The sequence below is a fragment of the Falsiroseomonas stagni DSM 19981 genome, assembly GCF_900114315.1.
GTDB classification, from domain to species: Bacteria; Pseudomonadota; Alphaproteobacteria; order Acetobacterales; family Acetobacteraceae; genus Falsiroseomonas; species Falsiroseomonas stagni.
In genome coordinates this window covers 1,311,134-1,330,541 of the sequence record NZ_FOSQ01000001.1, presented here as the reverse complement: position 1 = coordinate 1,330,541, position 19,408 = coordinate 1,311,134, and the positions used below count along the sequence as shown (strand labels likewise).

18 protein-coding genes are annotated in these 19,408 nt (G+C 70.5%); 14 read left to right on the top strand and 4 right to left on the bottom strand.

Going from position 1 to position 19,408, the window contains the following annotated elements; translation table 11 throughout:
• Window positions 1–2: 2 nt before the first annotated feature.
• Window positions 3–998 carry an NAD-dependent epimerase/dehydratase family protein gene (locus tag BM041_RS06240; protein ID WP_092956934.1) on the top strand — a complete coding sequence of 332 codons (996 nt, stop codon included), beginning with the start codon at window positions 3–5 and terminating at the stop codon, window positions 996–998.
• 57 nt (window positions 999–1,055) lie between these two features.
• Window positions 1,056–3,416: a xanthine dehydrogenase family protein molybdopterin-binding subunit gene (locus BM041_RS06235; RefSeq protein WP_092956931.1), complete on the top strand. Its 2,361-nt coding sequence runs from the start codon at window positions 1,056–1,058 to the stop codon at window positions 3,414–3,416.
• A gap of 207 nt (window positions 3,417–3,623) precedes the next feature.
• Here the strand turns inward: BM041_RS06235 and BM041_RS06230 are convergent, their stop codons facing one another.
• A complete protein-coding gene (locus BM041_RS06230) occupies window positions 3,624–4,649 on the bottom strand; it encodes a dipeptidase (protein WP_092956928.1) in 1,026 nt (341 codons plus the stop codon).
• A 248-nt stretch (window positions 4,650–4,897) separates the two neighbouring features.
• Between BM041_RS06230 and BM041_RS06225 the strand changes: the two genes are divergently transcribed.
• Window positions 4,898–5,260, top strand: a complete 363-nt coding sequence (locus tag BM041_RS06225) for a hypothetical protein (RefSeq protein WP_092956925.1) — start codon at window positions 4,898–4,900, stop codon at window positions 5,258–5,260.
• A 1-nt stretch (window position 5,261) separates the two neighbouring features.
• Here BM041_RS06225 and BM041_RS06220 read toward each other — a convergent pair whose 3' ends face one another.
• Both BM041_RS06220 and pdxA read right to left on the bottom strand, forming a co-directional pair.
• Window positions 5,262–5,993 carry a pyridoxine 5'-phosphate synthase gene (locus tag BM041_RS06220; protein WP_217648622.1) on the bottom strand — a complete coding sequence of 244 codons (732 nt, stop codon included), beginning with the start codon at window positions 5,991–5,993 and terminating at the stop codon, window positions 5,262–5,264.
• Window positions 5,990–6,991 carry a 4-hydroxythreonine-4-phosphate dehydrogenase PdxA gene (gene pdxA, locus BM041_RS06215; protein WP_281244501.1) on the bottom strand — a complete coding sequence of 334 codons (1,002 nt, stop codon included), beginning with the start codon at window positions 6,989–6,991 and terminating at the stop codon, window positions 5,990–5,992. The genes BM041_RS06220 and pdxA overlap by 4 nt, the downstream gene beginning before the upstream one ends.
• Window positions 6,992–7,133: 142 nt before the next feature.
• Here pdxA and BM041_RS06210 point away from each other — a divergent pair, with 142 nt between their 5' ends.
• The gene (locus tag BM041_RS06210; protein WP_217648621.1) at window positions 7,134–7,916 is read left to right on the top strand and encodes an urease accessory protein UreH domain-containing protein; all 783 of its coding nucleotides are present in this window, start codon (window positions 7,134–7,136) and stop codon (window positions 7,914–7,916) included.
• A gap of 82 nt (window positions 7,917–7,998) precedes the next feature.
• Entirely contained in the window at window positions 7,999–10,428 is a 2,430-nt protein-coding gene (locus BM041_RS31765) for a calcium-binding protein (RefSeq protein ID WP_092956917.1), read from the top strand.
• On the opposite strand, the gene BM041_RS06200 is transcribed toward BM041_RS31765, so the two are convergent.
• Window positions 10,429–11,223, bottom strand: coding sequence for a DUF2189 domain-containing protein (locus BM041_RS06200; protein WP_245761941.1), 795 nt, complete (start codon window positions 11,221–11,223; stop codon window positions 10,429–10,431).
• Between the two features lie 168 nt (window positions 11,224–11,391).
• On the opposite strand from BM041_RS06200, the gene ccoN reads away from it, so the two are divergent.
• The 9 genes from ccoN to BM041_RS30465 are packed head-to-tail and all read left to right on the top strand — an operon-like array spanning window position 11,392 to window position 19,368.
• Window positions 11,392–12,888 carry a cytochrome-c oxidase, cbb3-type subunit I gene (gene ccoN, locus BM041_RS06195; RefSeq protein WP_092956914.1) on the top strand — a complete coding sequence of 499 codons (1,497 nt, stop codon included), beginning with the start codon at window positions 11,392–11,394 and terminating at the stop codon, window positions 12,886–12,888.
• Between the two features lie 13 nt (window positions 12,889–12,901).
• Window positions 12,902–13,630: a cytochrome-c oxidase, cbb3-type subunit II gene (gene ccoO / locus BM041_RS06190; protein ID WP_092956911.1), complete on the top strand. Its 729-nt coding sequence runs from the start codon at window positions 12,902–12,904 to the stop codon at window positions 13,628–13,630.
• Between the two features lie 14 nt (window positions 13,631–13,644).
• Window positions 13,645–13,812, top strand: a complete 168-nt coding sequence (locus BM041_RS06185; protein ID WP_092956908.1) for a cbb3-type cytochrome oxidase subunit 3 — start codon at window positions 13,645–13,647, stop codon at window positions 13,810–13,812.
• 13 nt (window positions 13,813–13,825) lie between these two features.
• Window positions 13,826–14,698, top strand: coding sequence for a cytochrome-c oxidase, cbb3-type subunit III (ccoP, locus tag BM041_RS06180; protein ID WP_092956905.1), 873 nt, complete (start codon window positions 13,826–13,828; stop codon window positions 14,696–14,698).
• A gap of 18 nt (window positions 14,699–14,716) precedes the next feature.
• The gene (gene ccoG, locus BM041_RS06175) at window positions 14,717–16,204 is read left to right on the top strand and encodes a cytochrome c oxidase accessory protein CcoG (RefSeq protein WP_092956902.1); all 1,488 of its coding nucleotides are present in this window, start codon (window positions 14,717–14,719) and stop codon (window positions 16,202–16,204) included.
• Entirely contained in the window at window positions 16,201–16,683 is a 483-nt protein-coding gene (locus tag BM041_RS06170; RefSeq protein WP_092956899.1) for a FixH family protein, read from the top strand. Before ccoG ends, BM041_RS06170 begins: the two co-directional genes overlap by 4 nt.
• Window positions 16,680–19,037: a heavy metal translocating P-type ATPase gene (locus BM041_RS06165; protein WP_092956896.1), complete on the top strand. Its 2,358-nt coding sequence runs from the start codon at window positions 16,680–16,682 to the stop codon at window positions 19,035–19,037. Before BM041_RS06170 ends, BM041_RS06165 begins: the two co-directional genes overlap by 4 nt.
• Window positions 19,034–19,195 (top strand): cbb3-type cytochrome oxidase assembly protein CcoS, encoded by a 162-nt coding sequence (gene ccoS, locus BM041_RS06160; RefSeq protein ID WP_092956893.1) that lies wholly within the window; start codon window positions 19,034–19,036, stop codon window positions 19,193–19,195. The genes BM041_RS06165 and ccoS overlap by 4 nt, the downstream gene beginning before the upstream one ends.
• A complete protein-coding gene (locus BM041_RS30465) occupies window positions 19,192–19,368 on the top strand; it encodes a hypothetical protein (protein WP_175533766.1) in 177 nt (58 codons plus the stop codon). The genes ccoS and BM041_RS30465 overlap by 4 nt, the downstream gene beginning before the upstream one ends.
• Window positions 19,369–19,408 lie beyond the last annotated feature (40 nt).

The following is a 19,408-nucleotide window of genomic DNA, read 5'->3' as shown; positions in this document are numbered from 1 at the left end:
TGATGGCGGCTGTCCTGGTGACCGGCGGGGCCGGCTTCGTCGGCCTGAACCTGCTGGAGGCGCTGCTGGGCCGGGGGGAGGAGGTCGTGGCCTTCGGGCGGGAGGACGCCCTGCCCCCCGCCGCCGCCGCCGCCGCCGCCCTCTTCGCCACGCTGCCGGGCCGGCTGACCCTGGTGCAGGGCGATGTGCTGGACGCGGCGGCCCTGAAGGCGCTGTTCCAGGCCCACCGGATCGACCGCATCTTCCCCTTCGCCGCCATCACGGCGGGCCCGGCGCGGGAAGCCTCGGTCCCCGGCGCCATCATCGACGTGAACCTCAAGGGCCTGATCACCACGCTGGAAGCGGCGCGGGATGCCGGGGGCGTGCGGCGCGTCGTGCTCCCCTCCTCCGCCGCCGTCTATGGCGAATCCGCCTATGACCACGCGCTGCTGGACGAGGCGACGACACCCTGCGTGCCCATCAGCCTCTATGGCGTGACCAAATACGCGGTGGAGCGCGCGGGGCTGCGCCTCGCCCAGCAATGGGGCCTCGACGCCATCGCCGCGCGCATCGGCGCCACCTTCGGGCCGTGGGAGCGCGATACGGGGGTGCGGGACACGCTGAGCCCGCACCTCGCCATCGCGACGCTGGCGAAGAACGGGGGGGAGGCCGTGCTGCCCGCGACCGTCCATGCCTATGACTGGGTCTATGTGCGGGACCTCGCCGCCGGGCTGCTGGCGCTGATGGATGCGGAAGCGCCGCCCGCCCGCGTCTTCAACCTGGCCTCCGGCCAGGACTGGTCGCCGCATCTGGATGCCTGCTGCGCGGCGATGGCAGGGGTGCTGCCCGCCTTCCGCTGGCGCCGTGCGTCAACCGGTGAGGCGCCTGGCGTCACCTTCCCCGAAATCCGCCCGCGCGGCGTCATGAATGTCGGGCGCGCGCGCGGCATCGGCTGGGCGCCGCGCTTCACGCCGGAAGCGGCCTATGCCGATTATGCGGCCTGGATGAAGACCACCTGACCCTTACCGGGCCACCGATCACGCTTACCTCCCCTTCGACTTCCCCGAGGATGCCCCATGCCCGATACCCTGCCCTTCGATCCCTCCCGCCTGAAATTCGGCATCGGCCAGCCCGTTCCCCGCGCCGAGGACCCGACCCTGCTCACCGGCCGCGGCCGCTACACCGATGACATCTCCCTGCCCGGGCAGATGTGGGCGGTGATGGTGCGCAGCCCCTATGCCCATGGCGTGATCCGCGGCATCGACACATCGGCGGCGCGCGCCATGCCGGGTGTCGCGGGCGTCTGGACCGGGGCGGACCTGGTCTCGGCCGGCTACGGGCCGATGAAATGCGCCATGCCGCTGAAGAACGCGGATGGATCGCCCATCCGCAGCACGCAGCGCCTGCCGCTGGCCACTGACCGCGTCCGCTATGTCGGCGATCCCGTCGCCTTCGTCGTCGCCACCACCCGCGCCGAGGCCAAGGACGCGGCGGAGGCCGTCGAACTCGACATCGATGCCCTGCCGGCCGTGACGGTCGCCTCCGCCGCCGCCGCGCCGGATGCACCCCAGCTCTACGACGACATCCCGGGCAACGAGGTGCTGGATTTTCGGCACGGCGACCGTGAGGCGGTGGCGAAAGCCTTCGCGGAAGCGGCCCATGTCACGAAGCTCTCCATCCGCAACAACCGCATCGTCGTCTGCGCGATGGAGCCGCGCAGCGCGATCGGGTCCTTCGAGGACGGGCGCTACGTGCTGCGCGTGGGCTGCCAGGGCGTCTTCGGCCTGCGCAACCAGCTGGCGAATGAGGTCCTGAAGGTACCGCCCGCGCAGGTGCGGGTGCTGACCGGCAATGTCGGCGGCAGCTTCGGCATGAAGGCCAATGTCTATCCCGAATATGCCTGCCTGCTGCATGCGGCCCGCGAACTCGGCCACCCCGTGAAGTGGACGGATGAGCGCAGCGGCAGCTTCCTGTCCGACCAGCATGGCCGCGACCATGAGGTCGAGGCGGAACTCGCCCTCGACAAGGACGGCCATTTCCTCGCGGTGCGGCTGACCAGCTTCGCGAATATGGGCGCCTTCCTGTCCCCCGTCGCGCCGCTGATGGGCACGGCGAACTTCATGAAGAACGTGCAGTCCAACTACCGCACGCCGCTGATCGAGGTCTCGACGCGGAGCCTGGTGACGAACACCACGCCCGTCTCCGCCTATCGCGGCGCGGGGCGGCCGGAGGGCAACTACTTCATGGAGCGGCTGATCGAGAGCGCCGCGCTGGAGATGGGGATCGATGCGGTGGAGTTGCGCCGCCGCAACCACATCCGCCCGGACCAGTTCCCGTATTCGGCGGCCTCCGGCAGCGTCTATGACGGCGGCGACTTCACCGCGCTGCTGGAACGCACGCTGCAGGAAGCGGACCTGCCCGGCTATGCCGCGCGCAAGGCGGCCAGCGAAGCGCGAGGGATGCTGCGCGGCCGGGGACTCGGCAATTTTCTTGAGTGCACCGCACCGCCGACGAAGGAACAGGGCGGCATCCGGTTCGAGGAGGATGGCAACGTCACCATCATCACCGGCACGCTCGACTACGGGCAGGGCCATTGGAGCGCCTTCGCGCAGGTGCTGCACCAGAGCCTCGGCGTGCCGTTCGAGAAGGTGCGCCTGCTGCAGGGCGATTCGGACCAGCTGATCGCCGGTGGCGGCACGGGCGGGTCGAAATCCATCATGGCCTCCGGCGCCGCGATCCTGGAGGCGTCGGCGCTCGTGATCGAGAAGGGGCGCGACGCCGCCGCCTGGGCGCTGGAGGCCGCGCCGTCCGACATCGAATACGAACCGCATGCGGAAGGGGGCCAGGGCCGCTTCACCATCGCGGGCACCGACCGCGGCATCGGCATCATGGATTTGGCCGTGAAGCTGCGCGGCGCGCAGGGGCTGCCGGAGGGCGTGCCGAACACGCTCGACGTCACCCATGTCTTCGACCAGGCGCCGCAAGCCTATCCGAATGGCTGCCACGTCGCGGAGGTGGAGATCGACCCGGACACCGGCATCGTCACCGTCGATCGCTACGTCACGGTGAATGATTTCGGCGTCATGGTGAATCCGCTGCTGGTGGCGGGCCAGGCGCATGGCGGAATCGCGCAGGGCATCGGCCAGGCGCTGATGGAAAGCGTGAGCTTCGGGGAGGATGGGCAGCTGCTGACCGGCAGCTACCTGGACTACGCCCTGCCGCGCGCGGGCGACCTGCCGGATATCGGCTTCGTCAGCCACGCCGTGCCGGCCACGACGAATCCGCTGGGCGCCAAGGGCTGCGGGGAGGCCGGCTGCGCCGGGTCACTGCCCGCGGTGATGAACGCGATCGTGGATGCGCTGTCCGGGCATGGGGTGCGGCATATCGACATGCCGGCGACGCCGGAGCGGGTTTGGCGGGCGATCCACGCGGGGTGACGGCTCCGCAGGGGGCTCCGCCCCCTGCACCGACCATCAATGCAAGGGGGCTCCGCCCCCCTGCACCGACCATCAATGCAAGGGGGCTCCGCCCCCCTGCACCCGCGCCAAGGGCCAGCGGGCCCTTGGAACCCTTGTATTGACGATGGTCCAGGGGGCTCTGCCCCCTGGCATGGGGGGTACGGGGGGAACAGCGTTCCCCCCGGGCTACCGCGCGCTGCGCAGCACGTCGCGCCAGACGCGCAGGAAATTCCCCGACCACAGCAGCCCGATCTCCCGCGACCCATAGCCGCGGCGGTGCAGTTCCTCCGTCACCGCGCCGGTCGTGCTCGCATCCATCCAGCCCGGGAAGCCGCCGCCGCCATCGAAGTCGGAGGACAGGCCGACATGGTCGATCCCGATGCGCTGCACCGCATGGTCCACATGATCGACATAGTCGCCGATGGTCGCCCGCGCATGGCCGTCCGGCCCCGGCGCCACCAGGAAGCTCGGCACCGCCGTGATCTGGATCAGCCCGCCGCAATCCCGCAGCGCGCGCAGCTGTTCGGCATCCAGGTTGCGGGGATGCGGGCGAAGCTCGTGGCAGCAGGCATGGGTCGCAACAACCGGCGTGGCAGATAGCGCGGCCGCTTCCAGCATCGCGGGCTTCGCGACGTGGGAGACATCGACCATCAGCCCCACGCGATTCATCTCCCTGACCGCGGCGCGGCCCAGGGCCGAAAGCCCGCCATGCAGCGTCGGCCCATCGCCGAGTGCTGGCTTCGGCCGCGCCGAATCGGACAGCGCGTTGTGCCCGTCATGCGTGACGGTCAGGTAGATGGCGCCGAGTTCGCGCCAGCGTGCCAGCCGCGACAGATCCTCCCCCATCGCATAGCCGTTCTCGACCGCCAGCAGCACGGCGAGTTCGCCGGCGGCGGCGCAGGCTTCCAGCTCATCCGGCGTGGTGCAGAGGCGGCGCGGCATGGGCTGCGTGCCCGCGGTGCCGCGCAAGGCCAGCAGCATCGCCTCCGCCCTCGAAGCGGCACCGGCGTGGCCTTCCGGCGTCAGCGGGCCCTGCGGCACATAGGCGATGAACACCACGGCCTTCAGCCCGCCGGCCTGCATCTTGCCGAAATCGACGCAGCGGGTGGTGGCCGTCGCCGGGTCCGACATGGCGGGCCAGGGAATATCGACATGGGTATCGAGGGTCAGCGTGCCGGCATGGATGCGGGCTGCGTCGCTGGATGGCGGCATGGTGCTGTTGATCCCCGTTTCGTTAAGCCGAGTTGACGGCAGGAAGCGTCAATCTTTGCGATACATTTGGCGCGTCACTATGCCCCGCGTCGACCGGCGCCGCGAATTTCGTCACGGGATCATCATCGAACCGCCTTGCGGCCTTGTATCGACAGGGTGCGCTCCCCATCCCTTGGAACGCTGCGGGGGGAGCCGCGGCAGCCGACGCGTCGCTTTTGGCGCTGTTCGATAGCAGGAGAAGTCGAGACATGGCGGATACGGGTAGGGTTCGTGAGCCTGAGGCGGCGAAGATCCGCGCGCTCCGATCCATCGCCGACCTGGCCGGGGACGGTCTGGCGGAGCGCATGCGCGTCGATGCCGCTGCCCGTGTCCTCACCATCGCGCGCCGCGCGCTGCAGCTGCAGGTGGCGCCCGCCGCCACCGCCGGCAGTGCCGGCGTGGTCGCGGACCTGGCGCTGCGCTGGGACCCGACGACGACGACGGCCACCGAATATCTGGAGGCGCTGTCCGTCCTGCAGCTCGACGCCTTCCTGGCCGCGGCGCCGGGCTGGGCCGCTTCCGTCCGCGCGGCCAATTCGGACGTGATGCAGGACCAGCGCCGGGTCGCCTGACCTAGCCGCCGCGTGCCGCGTCCATCAGGGCGCGCATGCGGCGTACGGCGTTCTCGATCCCCTCGAAGACGCTTTGGCTGATCAGGAAGTGGCCGATGGACACCTCGGTCACCTCCGGGATCGCCGCGATGCCCCCGATGCTGCCGTAATCCAGCCCGTGGCCGGCATGGCATTCCAGGCCGGCACCCACCGCGATGGCCGCGCCGGCGCGCAGCCTGGCCAGGATGGGCGCGCGATCCCCGGGCGCGGCATCGGCATAGGTACCGGTGTGCAGTTCGACGCAGGCCGCGCCCAGCGCCGCCGCCCGCTCGATCGGCGCAGCATCGGCTTCGACGAACAGCGATGTGCGGATGCCGGCGCCGGCCAGGCGCTTCACCGCCTCCGCCAGGCCCGGCCCGGCGTTCAGCACATCCAGCCCGCCTTCCGTGGTGAGTTCCTGGCGCTTCTCCGGCACCAGGCAGACGGCGTGCGGCATCACGCGCAGCGCGATCGCCACCATCTCCTCCGTCGCCGCCATCTCCAGGTTCAGGGGCGCGGCGACCTCCGCCTTCATGCGCTCCACATCCCGGTCGCGGATGTGGCGCCGGTCCTCCCGCAGATGGATGGTGATGCCTTCCGCCCCGGCGGCGATGCAGCGCTGCGCGGCCGCCACGGGGTCCGGGAAATGGCCGCCGCGGGCGTTCCGCAGCGTGGCCACGTGATCGACATTGATGGACAGCACGAGGTGGTTCACGGGCAGGCGGCCTTTCGTCTTGTGTCGGCAATCTCGGCGGCCAGGCGCAGCGCGGCGATCAGGCTGCCGGCATCCGCCTGGCCCCGGCCGGCGATATCGAGCGCAGTGCCATGGTCCGGGCTGGTGCGCACGATCCGCAGGCCGAGGGTGATGTTCACGCCCCCATCCATGTCCAGCGTCTTGATCGGGATCAGCACCTGGTCGTGGTACATGCCCAGCACGCAATCATAGGTCGCCCGCGCGCGGGGCGTGAACATCGTGTCCGGCGGAAAGGGCCCGCGCGCGGCGATGCCCGACGCGCGCAGCGCCTCCACCGCCGGGGCGACGATGCGGATATCCTCATCCCCCATCGTCCCGGCCTCCCCCGCATGGGGGTTGAGGCCGGCGACCGCGATGCGCGGCTGGGCGATGCCGAAATCCCGCCGCAGCGCCGCCGCCACGATGCGCCCATGCTCCACGATGATATCCGTGGTCAGCCGGTCCAGCGCGGCGCGGAGCGAGAGATGGACGGTCACGGGCACCACGCGCAGCCCCGGGCAGGCCAGCATCATCACCGGCGGCTGGGCGGTGCCGGCAAGTTCGCCGAGGAACTCCGTATGGCCGGGATGGGCGAAGCCGGCGGCGGTCAGCACCGATTTCTGGATCGGGTTCGTCACCACCCCCCCCGCCCGGCCCGCCAGGGCGAAGCCCACGGCCTGCTCGATGGAGGCGATGACCGCGGGCGCATTGGCGGGGTCCAGCAGGCCCGGCATGGCCGGCGCGGCCAGGGGCAGCGGCAGCACCGGCAGGGCATGGGGGAAGGCGCTGGCGGCCTGTTCCGGCGCCTCGATCAGCGCCACGGGGGCGTCCTTCACCAGGGCCGGGTCGCCGAGCAGGAAGAAGGCCGGCCCGGCGGCGCGCACCGCCCACCAGGCCTTGGCCGCGATCTCCCCCCCGATGCCCGCGGGTTCCCCCATGGTGAGGGCCAGCGGGGGACCCTTCACCGTCCCGTGCTGCACGATCATCCTCCGTCGGCGCCTGTCGGGGCGTAAAAGCACCCGGCGGGGCGGCCGTCACCCCCAAGTCAGCCCCACGCCCCCCTGGGGCATCCACGCCGCGTCATCCGGGCTTGATCTGGCGCAAGCCGGCCAGTGCGCAACCATGCCATCGTGGGACATGATCGCGAATTGCCTGCATGACCTGACGGCCATAGGACCGGGCGGCCTGCCCGTGGTGGCGCTGGCGCTGTTCCTGGCCGGGCTGGCGGGCGGGCTGACGCATTGCGCCGCCATGTGCGCGCCCTTCGTCATCGCCCAGGCCAGCGCCGCGGTCGGGCCGGGCGGCACGCTCTCGCGCCTCGCCGGTGCGGCACTGCTGCCCTACCACGCCGGGCGGATGGTCGGCTACGCGACCCTGGGCGCGCTCAGCGGGCTGGCGGCGGGGGTGCTGAACCAGGCAACCGGGCTGCGCCATGTGCTGGCGGCGCTGCTGCTGGCGGCCGCCGTGCTGATGGCGCTCCAGGCCCTGCAACGCCTGCCCGGCCGCTGGCGCGTGGCGCCGGCGCGCCTGGTGCCGGCCTGGCTGCTGCGCCCGGCGGAGAGCCTGGCCGGCCGCCTGACGGCCCGGATGGCGCCGCTGCTGGCGACGCCTGGAGGGGTGCCAGGTCGGGCACAGGGCTTCGGGCTCGGCCTGCTGCTCTCCGGCCTGCCCTGCGGGCTGCTCTACGCCGCGCTGGCGGCTGCCGCGGCCACGGGTAGCGCGCTGGCGGGGGCGGTGGCGATGGCGGCCTTCTGCCTCGGCACCATCCCGTCGCTGGTGGGCGTCGCCTTCCTCGGCCGCTTCTTCCTGCGTGCCCTCGGCCCGCGCTTCCAGCTGGCGGGTGCGGCGCTCTTCGCCCTCAACGCGGCCGTCCTGGCGGGCACCGCCATCCACCTCTCCGCCTGAAAGCCCTTTGCCGGCCGCGCGTTGACGGGGCGTCAACCCGATCCCGGCTTGATGGTGGCGCCACCAGGATGGGGCCCCGTTGATGTCAGTGGTGGTGACCGGCACCGTGCCGGCCACGATCTTCGAGAATGCGCAGCCCGCCGACTGGTCCGCCACCCTGGCCCTGTCCGGCCCGGTGCTGGAGGTTGCGCTGACGGGCGCGGATTCGGGCGCCTTCTCCGCCACGCTGCAAGCCGCGGGCACCCGCATCCGCATCACCCCCGCCGCGGTCTTCGATGCGGAGACGCTGGGCGACGGCTTCGTCTTCCGCTTCGGCCTGACCGTCCGCACCGCCTCCGGCTGGGTGGCGCTGCCGGACAGCTACGCGGTGCAGCTGGTCGGCCTGGATGACACGCCGCCGCAGAACCTGCGCTTCTTCTCCGGTGGCGTGGTGCTGGCCACCGATGTCGGCGCCGAGATCGGCATCCTGCTGGCCGATGATCCCGATTCCACCGGCCCGCTGGAATACAGCGTCGCCTGGCCCGATTCCGCCTGGTTCGAGATGGTGGGCACCACGCTCCGGCTGCGCCAGGGCGTCGACCTGATCGGCCAGGGCGGCACGGTCCGCGACGTGATGATCGAGGTGTCGGACGGCCGCAACATCGCCGCCTTCATCGTCAGCGTCACCATCCTCCAGCCCGGCTCCCTGCCCGCCTTCACCGTGACGGATGGGACGACCGGCGCCGAGTCGCTGGCCGGCGCCGCCGGCGCGGATGCCATCTTCGGCCATGGCGGCAACGACACCCTCGCCTCCCTCGACGGGAATGACAGCCTGGGCGGCGGCGCGGGCAATGACAGCGCGGATGCCGGCGCCGGGAACGACACGATGCTGGGCGAAGATGGCAATGATTCGCTCCTCGGCGGCACGGGCAACGACCTCATCGATGGCGGGGCGGGCAACGACCTCGTCACCGCGGGCGGCGGCAATGACACGGTGTCCGGCAATGCGGGGGCCGATACGCTGCGGGGCGGATCGGGCAATGACCGCCTGGTGGGCGATGATGGCGCGGACATGCTTGATGGCTCCACCGGGGCGGATACGCTGGAAGGCGGCGCGGGCGCCGATTCGCTGCTTGGCGGGTCGGAGATCGACCTGCTGTCCGGCGGCACCGGCGCCGACACGCTGGATGGCGGGACGGAGGCCGATTCGCTGGAGGGCGGCGCCGACAATGACGTGCTGCTGGGCGGCGACGCGGCCGACACGCTGCTGGGCGCCGATGGCGATGACCTGCTGGATGGCGGCGCGGGGAATGACAGCCTGGTCGGCGGGGCGGGCAACGACACCTACATCCCCGGCACCGGCGACATCTGGGTCGAACTGCCCAATGGCGGCATCGATGAGATCGTGACCGCCGGCGCCATGACCATGCCGGCGGAGATCGAGCGCCTGCGCCTCGCCACCGGCGCCGGCAACCTCGCTTTGTTCGGCAGCGCCGGGCCGGACAGCCTGTTCGGGAATGAGGGCGCCAACCTCCTGGCCGGCGGCGACGGCAATGACCTGGCCGATGGCGGGGCCGGGGCGGATTCGCTGATGGGCGGCGCGGGGGATGACCGGCTGCTGGGCGGGGCCGATGGCGATACGCTGGATGGCGGCGCGGGTGTGGATCTGCTGGCGGGCGGCGACGGCGCGGATTCGATCAGCGGCGGGGATGGCGTGGACCTCGGCTTCGGGGGCGCGGGCGCGGACACGCTGCTGGGCGGCGCGGGCAATGATGTGCTGAACGGCAATGACGGGGATGACTGGGCATCGGGCGGCACCGGGCGCGATGTCCTGTCCGGCGGCCCGGGCAACGATACGCTGGAGGGCGCGGAAGGTGCCGACTGGCTGCAGGGCGATGCCGGCAACGACCGGCTGCTGGCCGGCAGCGGCGGCGGCGACGAACTGCGCGGCGGCGCCGGGGCGGATACGCTGGATGGGCGGGCGGCGGATCGCCTCGACTCGCTGCTGATCGGCGGTGCGGATGACGATCTCTACCTGATCGATTCCGCACGGGACCTCATCGTGGAGGAACCGGGCGGCGGGAATGACTGGGTGCAGGCCGACCTGTCCGGCGGCGGCTACATCCTGCCCGGCCAGGTGGAGAACCTGCTGCTGCTCGGCGGCCTCGTCACCGGCACCGGCAATGCGCTGCCGAATGTGATGCGCGGCAATGCGCTGGCGAATCTGCTGCTCGGCGCCGGCGGGGCCGATACGCTGCAGGGCGGCGGCGGCGGCGATACGCTGACGGGCGGCGCGGGCGCCGACCTCTTCGTCATGGAGGTCACGGGAGGGCAGGACCAGGTCACGGACTTCGCGCGCGGCGAGGACCGTCTGGGCATCCCCGTCACGCTCTACGCCAGCACGGCCGCCGTGCTGGCGGCGTTCCAGTCCACCACGGATGGCGCGCTGCTCGCGCTGGGGTCGGGGCACAGCGTGCTGCTGGCGGGCGTGTCGCCCGCCACGCTCGGCGCCGCGGATATCGTGCTGCTGTAGTCAGCGCACCAGGTCGCGATAGCAATGCCAGGTCGCGTGCCCGATCAGCGGCAGCACCAGCGCCAGCCCGAAGAAGAACGGCACCAGCGCCATCGCGGTGAAGACGACGATCAGCCCCGCCCACAGCGCCATGGCACGCCAGTTGCGCATGACCGCCGTGACGGAGACGGCGACCGCTTCGAAGGCGGAGATGTCGCGGTCGATGATCATCGGGATGGAGACCGCGGAAATGGCAAAGGACACGCAGGCCAGGACGAAGCCAAACCCCGTGCCGATAACCAGGAAGGGAAGCAGGTTGTCGGAGCGCAGCATGGCGATCGGCAGCGATTCGATCGCGGGCGAGAAGCCGAGGCCGAAGAACAGCGCGAAGAGCAGCCCCGCGATGCGGATCCAGAACAGATGGATCAGCAGCAGCGCCGTGCCGATCAGCGCAAGCTGCGTGCCGTTGCGGCGGAAGGCATAGGCACAGCCGAGGAAGCTCGTCTCCTCCCCCCGTTCGCGCCGCCGGCTCACCTCATAGAGGCCCGCGCCCAGCAGGGGCGCCACGACGAAGAAGCCCGCCGTCGCCGGCAGGATCGCCCAGGCGCTGCCGAGTTGCAGCAGCACCACCACCAGCACCCATCCCGCGACGACCACGGCGCCGCCATAGACGAAGCCGAGATGCGGCACCGCCATCAAATCCTGCCACCCGGCCGCGAGCCAGCGCCACGGCCGGTCATTCGACACGAGGGCGATGCCGGGCATCCCCGTCTTCGCCTGTTCCGTCTTCGCCAGCGGCATGGGTTCGCCGTTCATCGGGGGGATTCCATCTTCCTGGGGCGGCTTCCTTGGCATGCAGCATAGGCACGCCACGGCGCATCGGTAATTGATCCGCATCAAGGACGCCCAGTCTGGGAAGGTGTCATCTGCCCCCATAGCGCCGGTCAGATCGCGACCGTGGCATGCGCAGGGGAGATCGATGCGATGGCTGTAGCAGGCTACGCCGCCAACCAGGCCGGGACGGCCGCGGTTGCACGGCCCGAGCCCTATGTGGAGGCACCGATCCGTGCCTTCGCGATTGCAACCGTCTTCTGGGGGGTCGTCGGCTTCCTGGTGGGCGTGGTGATCGCATCGCAGCTGGCCTGGCCGCTGCTGAACCTCGATCTGGAATGGACGACCTTCGGCCGCTTCCGGCCCGTCCACACCAGCGCCGTGATCTTCGCCTTCGGCGGCAATGCGCTGTTCTGCACCAGCCTCTACATCGTTCAGCGTACCTGCCGCGCGCGGCTGTTCGGTGGAGAGCCGATGGGCTGGTTCCTCTTCTGGGGCTACCAGTTCGTCATCGTCACCGCCGCCCTCGGCTATGTGCTGGGCGTGACGCAGGGCAAGGAATACGCCGAGCCCGAATGGTACGTCGATCTGTGGCTTACCGTCGTGTGGGTGCACTACCTCGTCGCCTTCGGCGGCACGATCCTGCGGCGGGAAGAGCCCCACATCTACGTGGCGAACTGGTTCTTCCTGGCCTTCATCGTCACCGTCGCCATGCTGCATATCGGCAACAACCTGGCGCTTCCCATCAGCTTCGGCAGCGCCAAGAGCTATGGCGTGGCGTCCGGCGTGCAGGACGCGATGATCCAGTGGTGGTACGGCCACAATGCGGTGGGCTTCTTCCTGACCGCGGGCTTCCTCGGCATGATGTACTACATCATCCCGAAGCAGGCGGAACGGCCGGTCTATTCCTACCGGCTGTCGATCGTGCATTTCTGGTCGCTCATCTTCCTCTACATCTGGGCGGGCCCGCACCACCTGCACTACACGGCGCTGCCGGACTGGGCGCAGACGCTCGGCATGGTGTTCAGCATCATGCTGTGGATGCCGAGCTGGGGCGGGATGATCAACGGGATCATGACGCTGTCGGGCGCGTGGGACAAACTCCGCACCAATCCGGGGCTGCGCTTCTCCGTCACCGCCGTCGGCTTCTACGGCATGTCGACCTTCGAGGGACCGGTGATGTCCATCAAGGCGGTGAACGCACTGTCGCACTACACCGACTGGACCATCGGCCATGTGCACAGCGGCGCCATGGGCTGGGTCGGCTTCATCACCTTCGGCGCGCTCTACTGGCTGTTCCCGAAGCTCTGGGCGAAGAAGGGCGTGTACAGCGAGAAGCTGGTGTCCTGGCACTTCTGGATCGCGACGCTCGGCATCGTCCTCTACATCACCTCGATGTGGGTGTCGGGCATCCTGCAGGGCCTGATGTGGCGCGCCTATGATGAGCTGGGCTTCCTGCAATACAGCTTCATCGAGACGGTCGCCGCGATGCACCCCTACTACGTCATCCGGATGCTCGGCGGCGTGCTCTACCTCAGCGGTGCGCTGATCATGGCCTACAACCTCTGGATGACCGTGACCCGCGGCGAGAGCGAGGAGCCGGCTGCGCTGCCCGCCTTCGCCATGCCCGTCCCGGCACCGGCCGAATAAGGAGGACCCGGCAATGCGCTGGTTCAATCACGGCATCATCGAGAAGAACCTGATCCTGATGGGCGTGCTCACGCTCATCACGGTCTCCATCGGCGGGCTCGCGCAGATCGTGCCGCTGTTCACGGTGGAGAGCACGATCGAGCGTGTGCAGGGCGTGCGCCCCTACACGCCGCTCGAGCTGATGGGACGCAACATCTACATCCGGGAGGGCTGCTACACCTGCCACAGCCAGATGGTGCGTCCCTTCCGGGACGAGCTGGAGCGCTACGGCCACTACAGCCTGGCGGCGGAAAGCATGTTCGACCATCCCTTCCAGTGGGGCTCCAAGCGCACGGGGCCGGACCTGGCGCGCGTCGGCGGCCGCTATTCGGATGACTGGCACGCCGCCCATCTGCGCAGCCCGCGCGCCGTGGTGCCGGACAGCATCATGCCGCCCTACGCCTTCCTCGACCGGCCGCTGGCCTATGGGGACATCGCCGACCACCTGCGCGCCCAGCGCAACGTCGGCGTGCCCTACACGGATGAGATGATCGCGAATGCCCGCGCCGACCTGGAGACGCAGGCCCGGCCGGAGCGTGACGCGAGCGCCTTCAGCACCCGCTACGCCCGCGCCCGCCAGGGCGTCTTCGACGGCAATGCTGGCGTGGTGACGGAGATGGATGCGCTGGTTTCCTACCTGCAGATGCTCGGCACGCTCGTCAGCTTCAGTGACGTGACGCCCGACCAGCTGCGCCAGCAGTGAAGGGGACGGCCATCATGACGCTCGCCGATCTGCAGCCCGTCTTCTCCAGCATCTGGGTCGTCTGGTTCTTCGTGCTGTTCACGGGAATCCTGTTCTACGCGCTGTCGCCCAAGCGGAAACGCCGGTTCGAGGAATCGGGGAACATCCCCTTCCGCGACGACCCGCGCGACCGCCTGTCCTGAGGAGTGTCAAGCGATGCCCACGAAGATCGAGAAGGACAGCCTTACCGGCACCGACACCACGGGCCATGAGTGGGACGGGCTGAAGGAGCTGAACACGCCGCTGCCGCGGTGGTGGCTCTATGTGATGTACGCGACGATCGCCTTCGCCGCCGTCTGGGTCGTGCTCTACCCCGCCTTCCCCTTCCAGGGGGCGACGGGCGTCACGGGCTGGATCGCGCGGGAAGCGGTGGTCGGCGATGTGCGTGCCGCGCAATCGCGGATGGAGCCGATGCTGGCCCGCATCCGGGCGTCGGACCCGCAGACCATCGCCGCCGATCCGACGCTGCGCGCCTTCGCGGTGGCGGGTGGGCGCACCGCCTTCGCCAACAACTGCGCGGGCTGCCACGGCGCCGGCGGCCAGGGTGCGGTGGGTGGCTTCCCGTCGCTGGCCGATGACGACTGGATCTGGGGCGGCACGCATGACGCGATCCGCCACACCATCGCCAACGGCGTCCGCGCCGGCGAAAGCGATGAGGAACGCACCAGCCAGATGCCGCGCTTCCTGGCGGATGGCGTGCTGACCCTGCCGCAGGTGAACGACACGGCCGAATACGTGCTCTCCCTCTCCAACCGTTCGCAGGATGCGGCGGCGGCGGGGCGCGGTGCGACGCTCTACGCCGAGAATTGCGCGGCCTGCCACGGCGAGCGTGGCGAGGGCAACCGGGACGTCGGCGCGCCGCGCCTGTCGGACCAGATCTGGCTCTATGGCGCCGACAAGGCCTCCATCGCGCGCAGCATCTCCTATGCCCGCGCCGGCGTCATGCCGGCCTGGGGACGGCGCCTGGACCCCGCGATCATCAACATGCTCGCGGTCTATGTCCACGCGCTGGGCGGCGGCGAGAACTGAGCAGGCAAGGCCAGGACAATGAGCACGATCCAGGCGCCCGAACGCCTCAAGCCCGTCGGGACGCCGCCGCCATCCCTCTATGCGGACCGGCAGAAGGTCTATCCGAAGGCCGTGAAGGGCCCGGTGCGGCGCGTGAAATGGGCCGTGCTCATCCTGTGCCTGGCGCTCTACTACCTCGTCCCCTGGCTGCGCTGGGACCGTGGTCCCGGCGCGCCGGACCAGGCGGTGCTGGTCGACATCACCAATGGCCGCCTGTTCTTCTTCTTCATCGAGATCTGGCCGCAGGAGGTCTATTTCCTCACCGGCCTGCTGGTGCTGGGCGCCATCGGGCTGTTCGTCGCCACCAGCCTCTTCGGCCGCGTCTGGTGCGGCTTCGCCTGCCCGCAGACGGTCTGGACCGACCTGTTCATGGGGGTGGAGCGCCTGGTCCAGGGCGACCGCAATGAACGCATGCGCCTCGACAAGCAGCCCTGGACGCTGGAGAAGCTGCGCAAGAAGAGCCTGACGCATGGCGCCTGGCTGCTGATCGCGGCGGCCACCGGCGGCGCCTGGATCATGTATTTCAACGATGCGCCGACCGTGACGGTGGAACTGCTGACCGGCGAGGCATCACGCGACGTCTATTTCTTCTTCGGCCTCTTCACCGCCACGACCTATGTGCTGGCCGGCTGGGCGCGCGAACAGGTCTGCACCTACATGTGCCCCTGGCCGCGCTTCCAGGCGGCGATGCTGGATGAGAATTCCCTCGTCGTCACCTATCGCGACTGGCGGGGGGAGCCGCGCGGCAAGGCCAAGGCCGATGGCATCGGCGATTGCGTGGATTGCCAGGCCTGCGTGAATGTCTGCCCCACCGGTATCGACATCCGCGATGGCCAGCAGCTGGAATGCATCGGCTGCGGCCTCTGCATCGATGCCTGCGACGACATCATGACGCGGCTCGATCGCCCGACCGGCCTCATCGCCTTCGAGACGCTGTCGAACCTCGCCGCCTCCACCGCCGCGACCAAGGCGCTGCCGCCGTCGCGCGCCCGCTGCGCCACGGGAATGGAGGTGCGGCGCATGCCGCGCTTCATCCGGCCGCGCACCATCCTCTATGCCGGCATGCTGGCCGGCGTGGTCGCCATCATGCTGGGCGCCTGGCTGCTGCGGCAGACCGTGACGCTGTCGGTGCTGCGGGACCGCGCGCCGCTCTTCGTCACGCTCTCCGATGGCGGGGTGCGCAATGGCTATACGCTGAAGATCGCCAACAAGGACCGCGATGTCGGCACCTACGCCCTGGTGCTGGATTCCCGCACGCCCCTACTCATGCAGGTGCAGGAAGCCCATGGTGACCGGCCCATGGTCACGACGCGGCCTGACGGCATCACGCAATGGCGCGTGCTGCTGACCCAGCCGCCCGGCACGCCGACCCGCGCCTCCATCCCCGTCACCTTCCGCCTGGTCGATGGCCGGGGCCGGACGGTGGTCAGCGAAAGCAGCATCTTCCTGGGACCCGAAGCCCGATGAGCGACATGGTCATGAAGCCCGCCGCCCTGCCACGCGGCCGCTGGATTCCCTGGGTCTTCGTCGGCGGCATGCTGCTCGTCGTCGTCGTGAACATGGTGCTGGTGTTCTTCGCCCTCACCACCTTCACCGGCGTCACCACGGGCCGTGCCTATGATCGCGGCCGCACCTACAACGACGTGATCGAGGCCGCGTCCCGCCAGGCGGCGCTCGGCTGGCGCGCGGATGTCCAGCTTCGCGGCGGCAGCGTCGTGGTGACGGTGAAGGATCGCGATGGCGGCGCGGTGCCGGGGCGCCTCGAAGGCCGGCTGCTCCGCCCGCTGGAGGGCACGACCCTGCCGCTCGACTTCGCCGCCACCGCCACGGGCAGCTTCCGCGCGGAGACCGGCGCCCGCCAGCCCGGCCAATGGGATGCGGTGCTGCGCTTCCTTGGGCCGGATGGCCAGGCGCTCGACATCCGCCAGCGGATGATCCTGCCATGAATGCCAGCGTCGGCCTTCCGCGCGCCTTCGCACCGGGCCTGTCCCGCGCGCAGTGTGCGCATTGCAGCGCGGAGCTGGCGCCGGGCCAGGGCGAGTTCTGCTGCCATGGCTGCGCCGCCGCCCATGCCCTCGTGCGCGGCCTCGGCCTCTCCGCCTTCTATGCGCGGCAGGAAGCCGTGGCCGGCGCCCTGCGGCCGGAGGACCTGCCCTCCGCCGTCGATTTCGCATCGCTGGCGCAGACGGAGGCCGATGGCACGCTCTCCCTCGACCTCATGGTCAGTGGCCTGACCTGCGGCGCCTGCGTCTGGCTGATCGAACAGGCGCTGGCGGCGGAACCCGATGTGCTGCGCGCGCGCGTCAACCTGACCGCCCGCCGGCTGTCCATCCGCTGGCGCGGCGACGCGGCGCGGGCGCGGGCGCTGGCGGCGCTGGTGGCGCGGCTCGGTTTCCGCATCGCGCCCTGGTCCCCCGCCTGCCTGCGCGCGACGGAGGATGAGGAAGGCCGGCAACTGGTCCGTGCGCTCGGCATCGCCGCCTTCGGGTCGATGAACGTCATGCTCGTCTCCGTCGCCGTCTGGGTCGGCGGCGACATGGGGGAGCATACCCGCGCGCTGATGCACTGGCTGGCGGCGCTGTTCGGCCTGCCGACGGTGCTGGTGGCGGGCATGCCCTTCTACCGCTCCGCCTGGCACGCCATCCGCGCGGGCCGCGCGAACATGGACCTCGCCGTCTCGCTCGGCGTGCTGGCCACCACGGCGATGAGCCTGAGCGAGGCGATCCGCAACGGCCCCTATACCTGGTTCGATGGCGCGACCGCGCTGCTCGCCTTGCTGCTGGCCGGCCGCGTGCTGGATCGCGGCATGCGGCGCCGCGCCCGCCAGGCGGTGGCGGAGCTGCTGGCGCTGCAGGATGGCAGCGTGGAGCTGCGCCTGGCCGATGGATCGACGCGCGCCGTGCCGGTGGCCAGCGTGCGCGCCGGGGATCTGCTGCTGGTCGCGACCGGCGACCGGCTGCGGCTGGATGGCACCGCCGGCAACGACGTGCTGCTCGACACCAGCGCCACCACCGGTGAATCCCTGCCCCGCCGGATCGCCGCCGGGGATGCGCTGATGGCGGGCGCAGTCAACATGGGCAGCGCCTTCACGCTGCGCGTCACCGCCGCGGCGAAGGACGGGTCGCTGGCCGCCCTCGGCCTGCTGATCGAGAAGGCGGAACAGGGCCGCGGGCGCTTCGTGTCCATCGCCGATCGCGCGGCGCGCTGGTACGTGCCCGTCATCCATGCCGTGGCGGCGATGACCTTCCTCGGCTGGTGGCTGGGCATGGGGCTCACCTGGCAGGCGGCGCTGGTGCCGGCGGTGGCGGCGCTGATCGTGACCTGCCCCTGCGGCCTCGCCATCGCGGTGCCGGCGGTGCAGGTGGCGACCGTCGGCGCGCTGTTCCGCCGCGGCGTGCTGGTGGCCTCCGCCACCGCGCTGGAACGCCTGGCCTCCGCCGACCATGTTGTGCTGGACAAGACCGGCACGCTGACGCTCGGCCATCCCACGCTGATCGAGGACCCCGCGCTGGACGCCGCCGCGCTGCGGCAGGCGGCCTCCATGGCGCATGGCAGCCGGCACCCGCTGGCGCAGGCCCTGGTCCGCGCCTGCCCGGACGCCCCGGCGCTGGATGGCGTGGAGGAAGTACCCGGCAGCGGGCTGATGCATGGTGACAGCCGGCTTGGCAGCGCGCGCTTCTGTGGGTTCGACGATGCGGCGGATTCCGGCATGTCGCTGCATCTCGCCATCCCCGGCCAGGCGCCGGTCGCCTTCCGCTTCGCTGATGCGCTGCGGCCCGATGCGGCGCGCGTGGTGGCGGAGTTGCAGGCACTCGGCCTGACCACGGAACTGCTCTCCGGCGACGGCGCCGGCGCGGTGGAGGAAGCGGCCGTCGCGACGGGCATCGGCCCCTGGCAGGCCCGCGCCACACCAGCCGACAAGGCCGCGCGGATCGAGGCCCTTCGCCAGCAGGGCGCGCGGCCCCTCATGGTGGGCGATGGAATCAACGATGCCGCCGCGCTGGCGCTCGCGCATGTCTCCGCCAGCCCTGCGACCGGCACGGACATCGCGCAGGCGACATCGGACCTCGTGCTGCGCGGCGATGGTCTCTCTGCGCTGCCCGCCGCCATCCGCGCGGCGCGCAAGGCGCAGCTGCTGGCGAAGCAGAACATCGCCTTCAGCCTGATCTACAATGTCGTGGCGGTGCCGATGGCGGTGCTGGGCCTGGTCACGCCGCTGATCGCCGCCGTCGTGATGGCGAGCAGCTCCATCATCGTCATTCTGAACGCGCTGCGCGCGGGCAAGGAGGCTTCGTCGTGAACGCCCTGGTCTTCCTGGTGCCGGCCGCCCTGTTCCTCGGCCTGCTGGCGCTGGCCCTGTTCCTCTGGACGCTGCGGAACCGTCAATACGACGATCTCGATGGCGCCGCGTCCCGCATCCTGTTCGACGATCAACCCCAGAAGGAGTCCCGCCGATGATCTACTTCATGGTCTTCTCCGCCATCACCGCCCTGCTCGGCCTGGCCACCGCGGCGGCCGCGCATGACGCGGCGCTCGCCATCTTCGGCTATGGCCTGTTCGGCTTCGGCGTGATGTTCGCGCTGTTCCTGGTGAAGCGGCATTTCGATGCGGCGGACGCCGCGCGCCACTGACGGCGTGGATGATCCCGCGCGGCCCCGCGCGGGATCACCG

What these genes read in the sequence shown, in the direction of transcription:
- BM041_RS06240 (WP_092956934.1), top strand. Translation starts at nt 3, where the DNA reads ATGGCGGCTGTCCTGGTGACCGGCGGGGCCGGCTTCGTCGGCCTGAAC.
- BM041_RS06235 (WP_092956931.1), top strand. Translation starts at nt 1,056, where the DNA reads ATGCCCGATACCCTGCCCTTCGATCCCTCCCGCCTGAAATTCGGCATC.
- BM041_RS06230 (WP_092956928.1), bottom strand. Translation starts at nt 4,649, where the DNA reads ATGCCGCCATCCAGCGACGCAGCCCGCATCCATGCCGGCACGCTGACC.
- BM041_RS06225 (WP_092956925.1), top strand. Translation starts at nt 4,898, where the DNA reads ATGGCGGATACGGGTAGGGTTCGTGAGCCTGAGGCGGCGAAGATCCGC.
- BM041_RS06210 (WP_217648621.1), top strand. Translation starts at nt 7,134, where the DNA reads ATGCCATCGTGGGACATGATCGCGAATTGCCTGCATGACCTGACGGCC.
- BM041_RS31765 (WP_092956917.1), top strand. Translation starts at nt 7,999, where the DNA reads ATGTCAGTGGTGGTGACCGGCACCGTGCCGGCCACGATCTTCGAGAAT.
- BM041_RS06200 (WP_245761941.1), bottom strand. Translation starts at nt 11,223, where the DNA reads ATGAACGGCGAACCCATGCCGCTGGCGAAGACGGAACAGGCGAAGACG.
- ccoN (WP_092956914.1), top strand. Translation starts at nt 11,392, where the DNA reads ATGGCTGTAGCAGGCTACGCCGCCAACCAGGCCGGGACGGCCGCGGTT.
- ccoO (WP_092956911.1), top strand. Translation starts at nt 12,902, where the DNA reads ATGCGCTGGTTCAATCACGGCATCATCGAGAAGAACCTGATCCTGATG.
- BM041_RS06185 (WP_092956908.1), top strand. Translation starts at nt 13,645, where the DNA reads ATGACGCTCGCCGATCTGCAGCCCGTCTTCTCCAGCATCTGGGTCGTC.
- ccoP (WP_092956905.1), top strand. Translation starts at nt 13,826, where the DNA reads ATGCCCACGAAGATCGAGAAGGACAGCCTTACCGGCACCGACACCACG.
- ccoG (WP_092956902.1), top strand. Translation starts at nt 14,717, where the DNA reads ATGAGCACGATCCAGGCGCCCGAACGCCTCAAGCCCGTCGGGACGCCG.
- BM041_RS06170 (WP_092956899.1), top strand. Translation starts at nt 16,201, where the DNA reads ATGAGCGACATGGTCATGAAGCCCGCCGCCCTGCCACGCGGCCGCTGG.
- BM041_RS06165 (WP_092956896.1), top strand. Translation starts at nt 16,680, where the DNA reads ATGAATGCCAGCGTCGGCCTTCCGCGCGCCTTCGCACCGGGCCTGTCC.
- BM041_RS30465 (WP_175533766.1), top strand. Translation starts at nt 19,192, where the DNA reads ATGATCTACTTCATGGTCTTCTCCGCCATCACCGCCCTGCTCGGCCTG.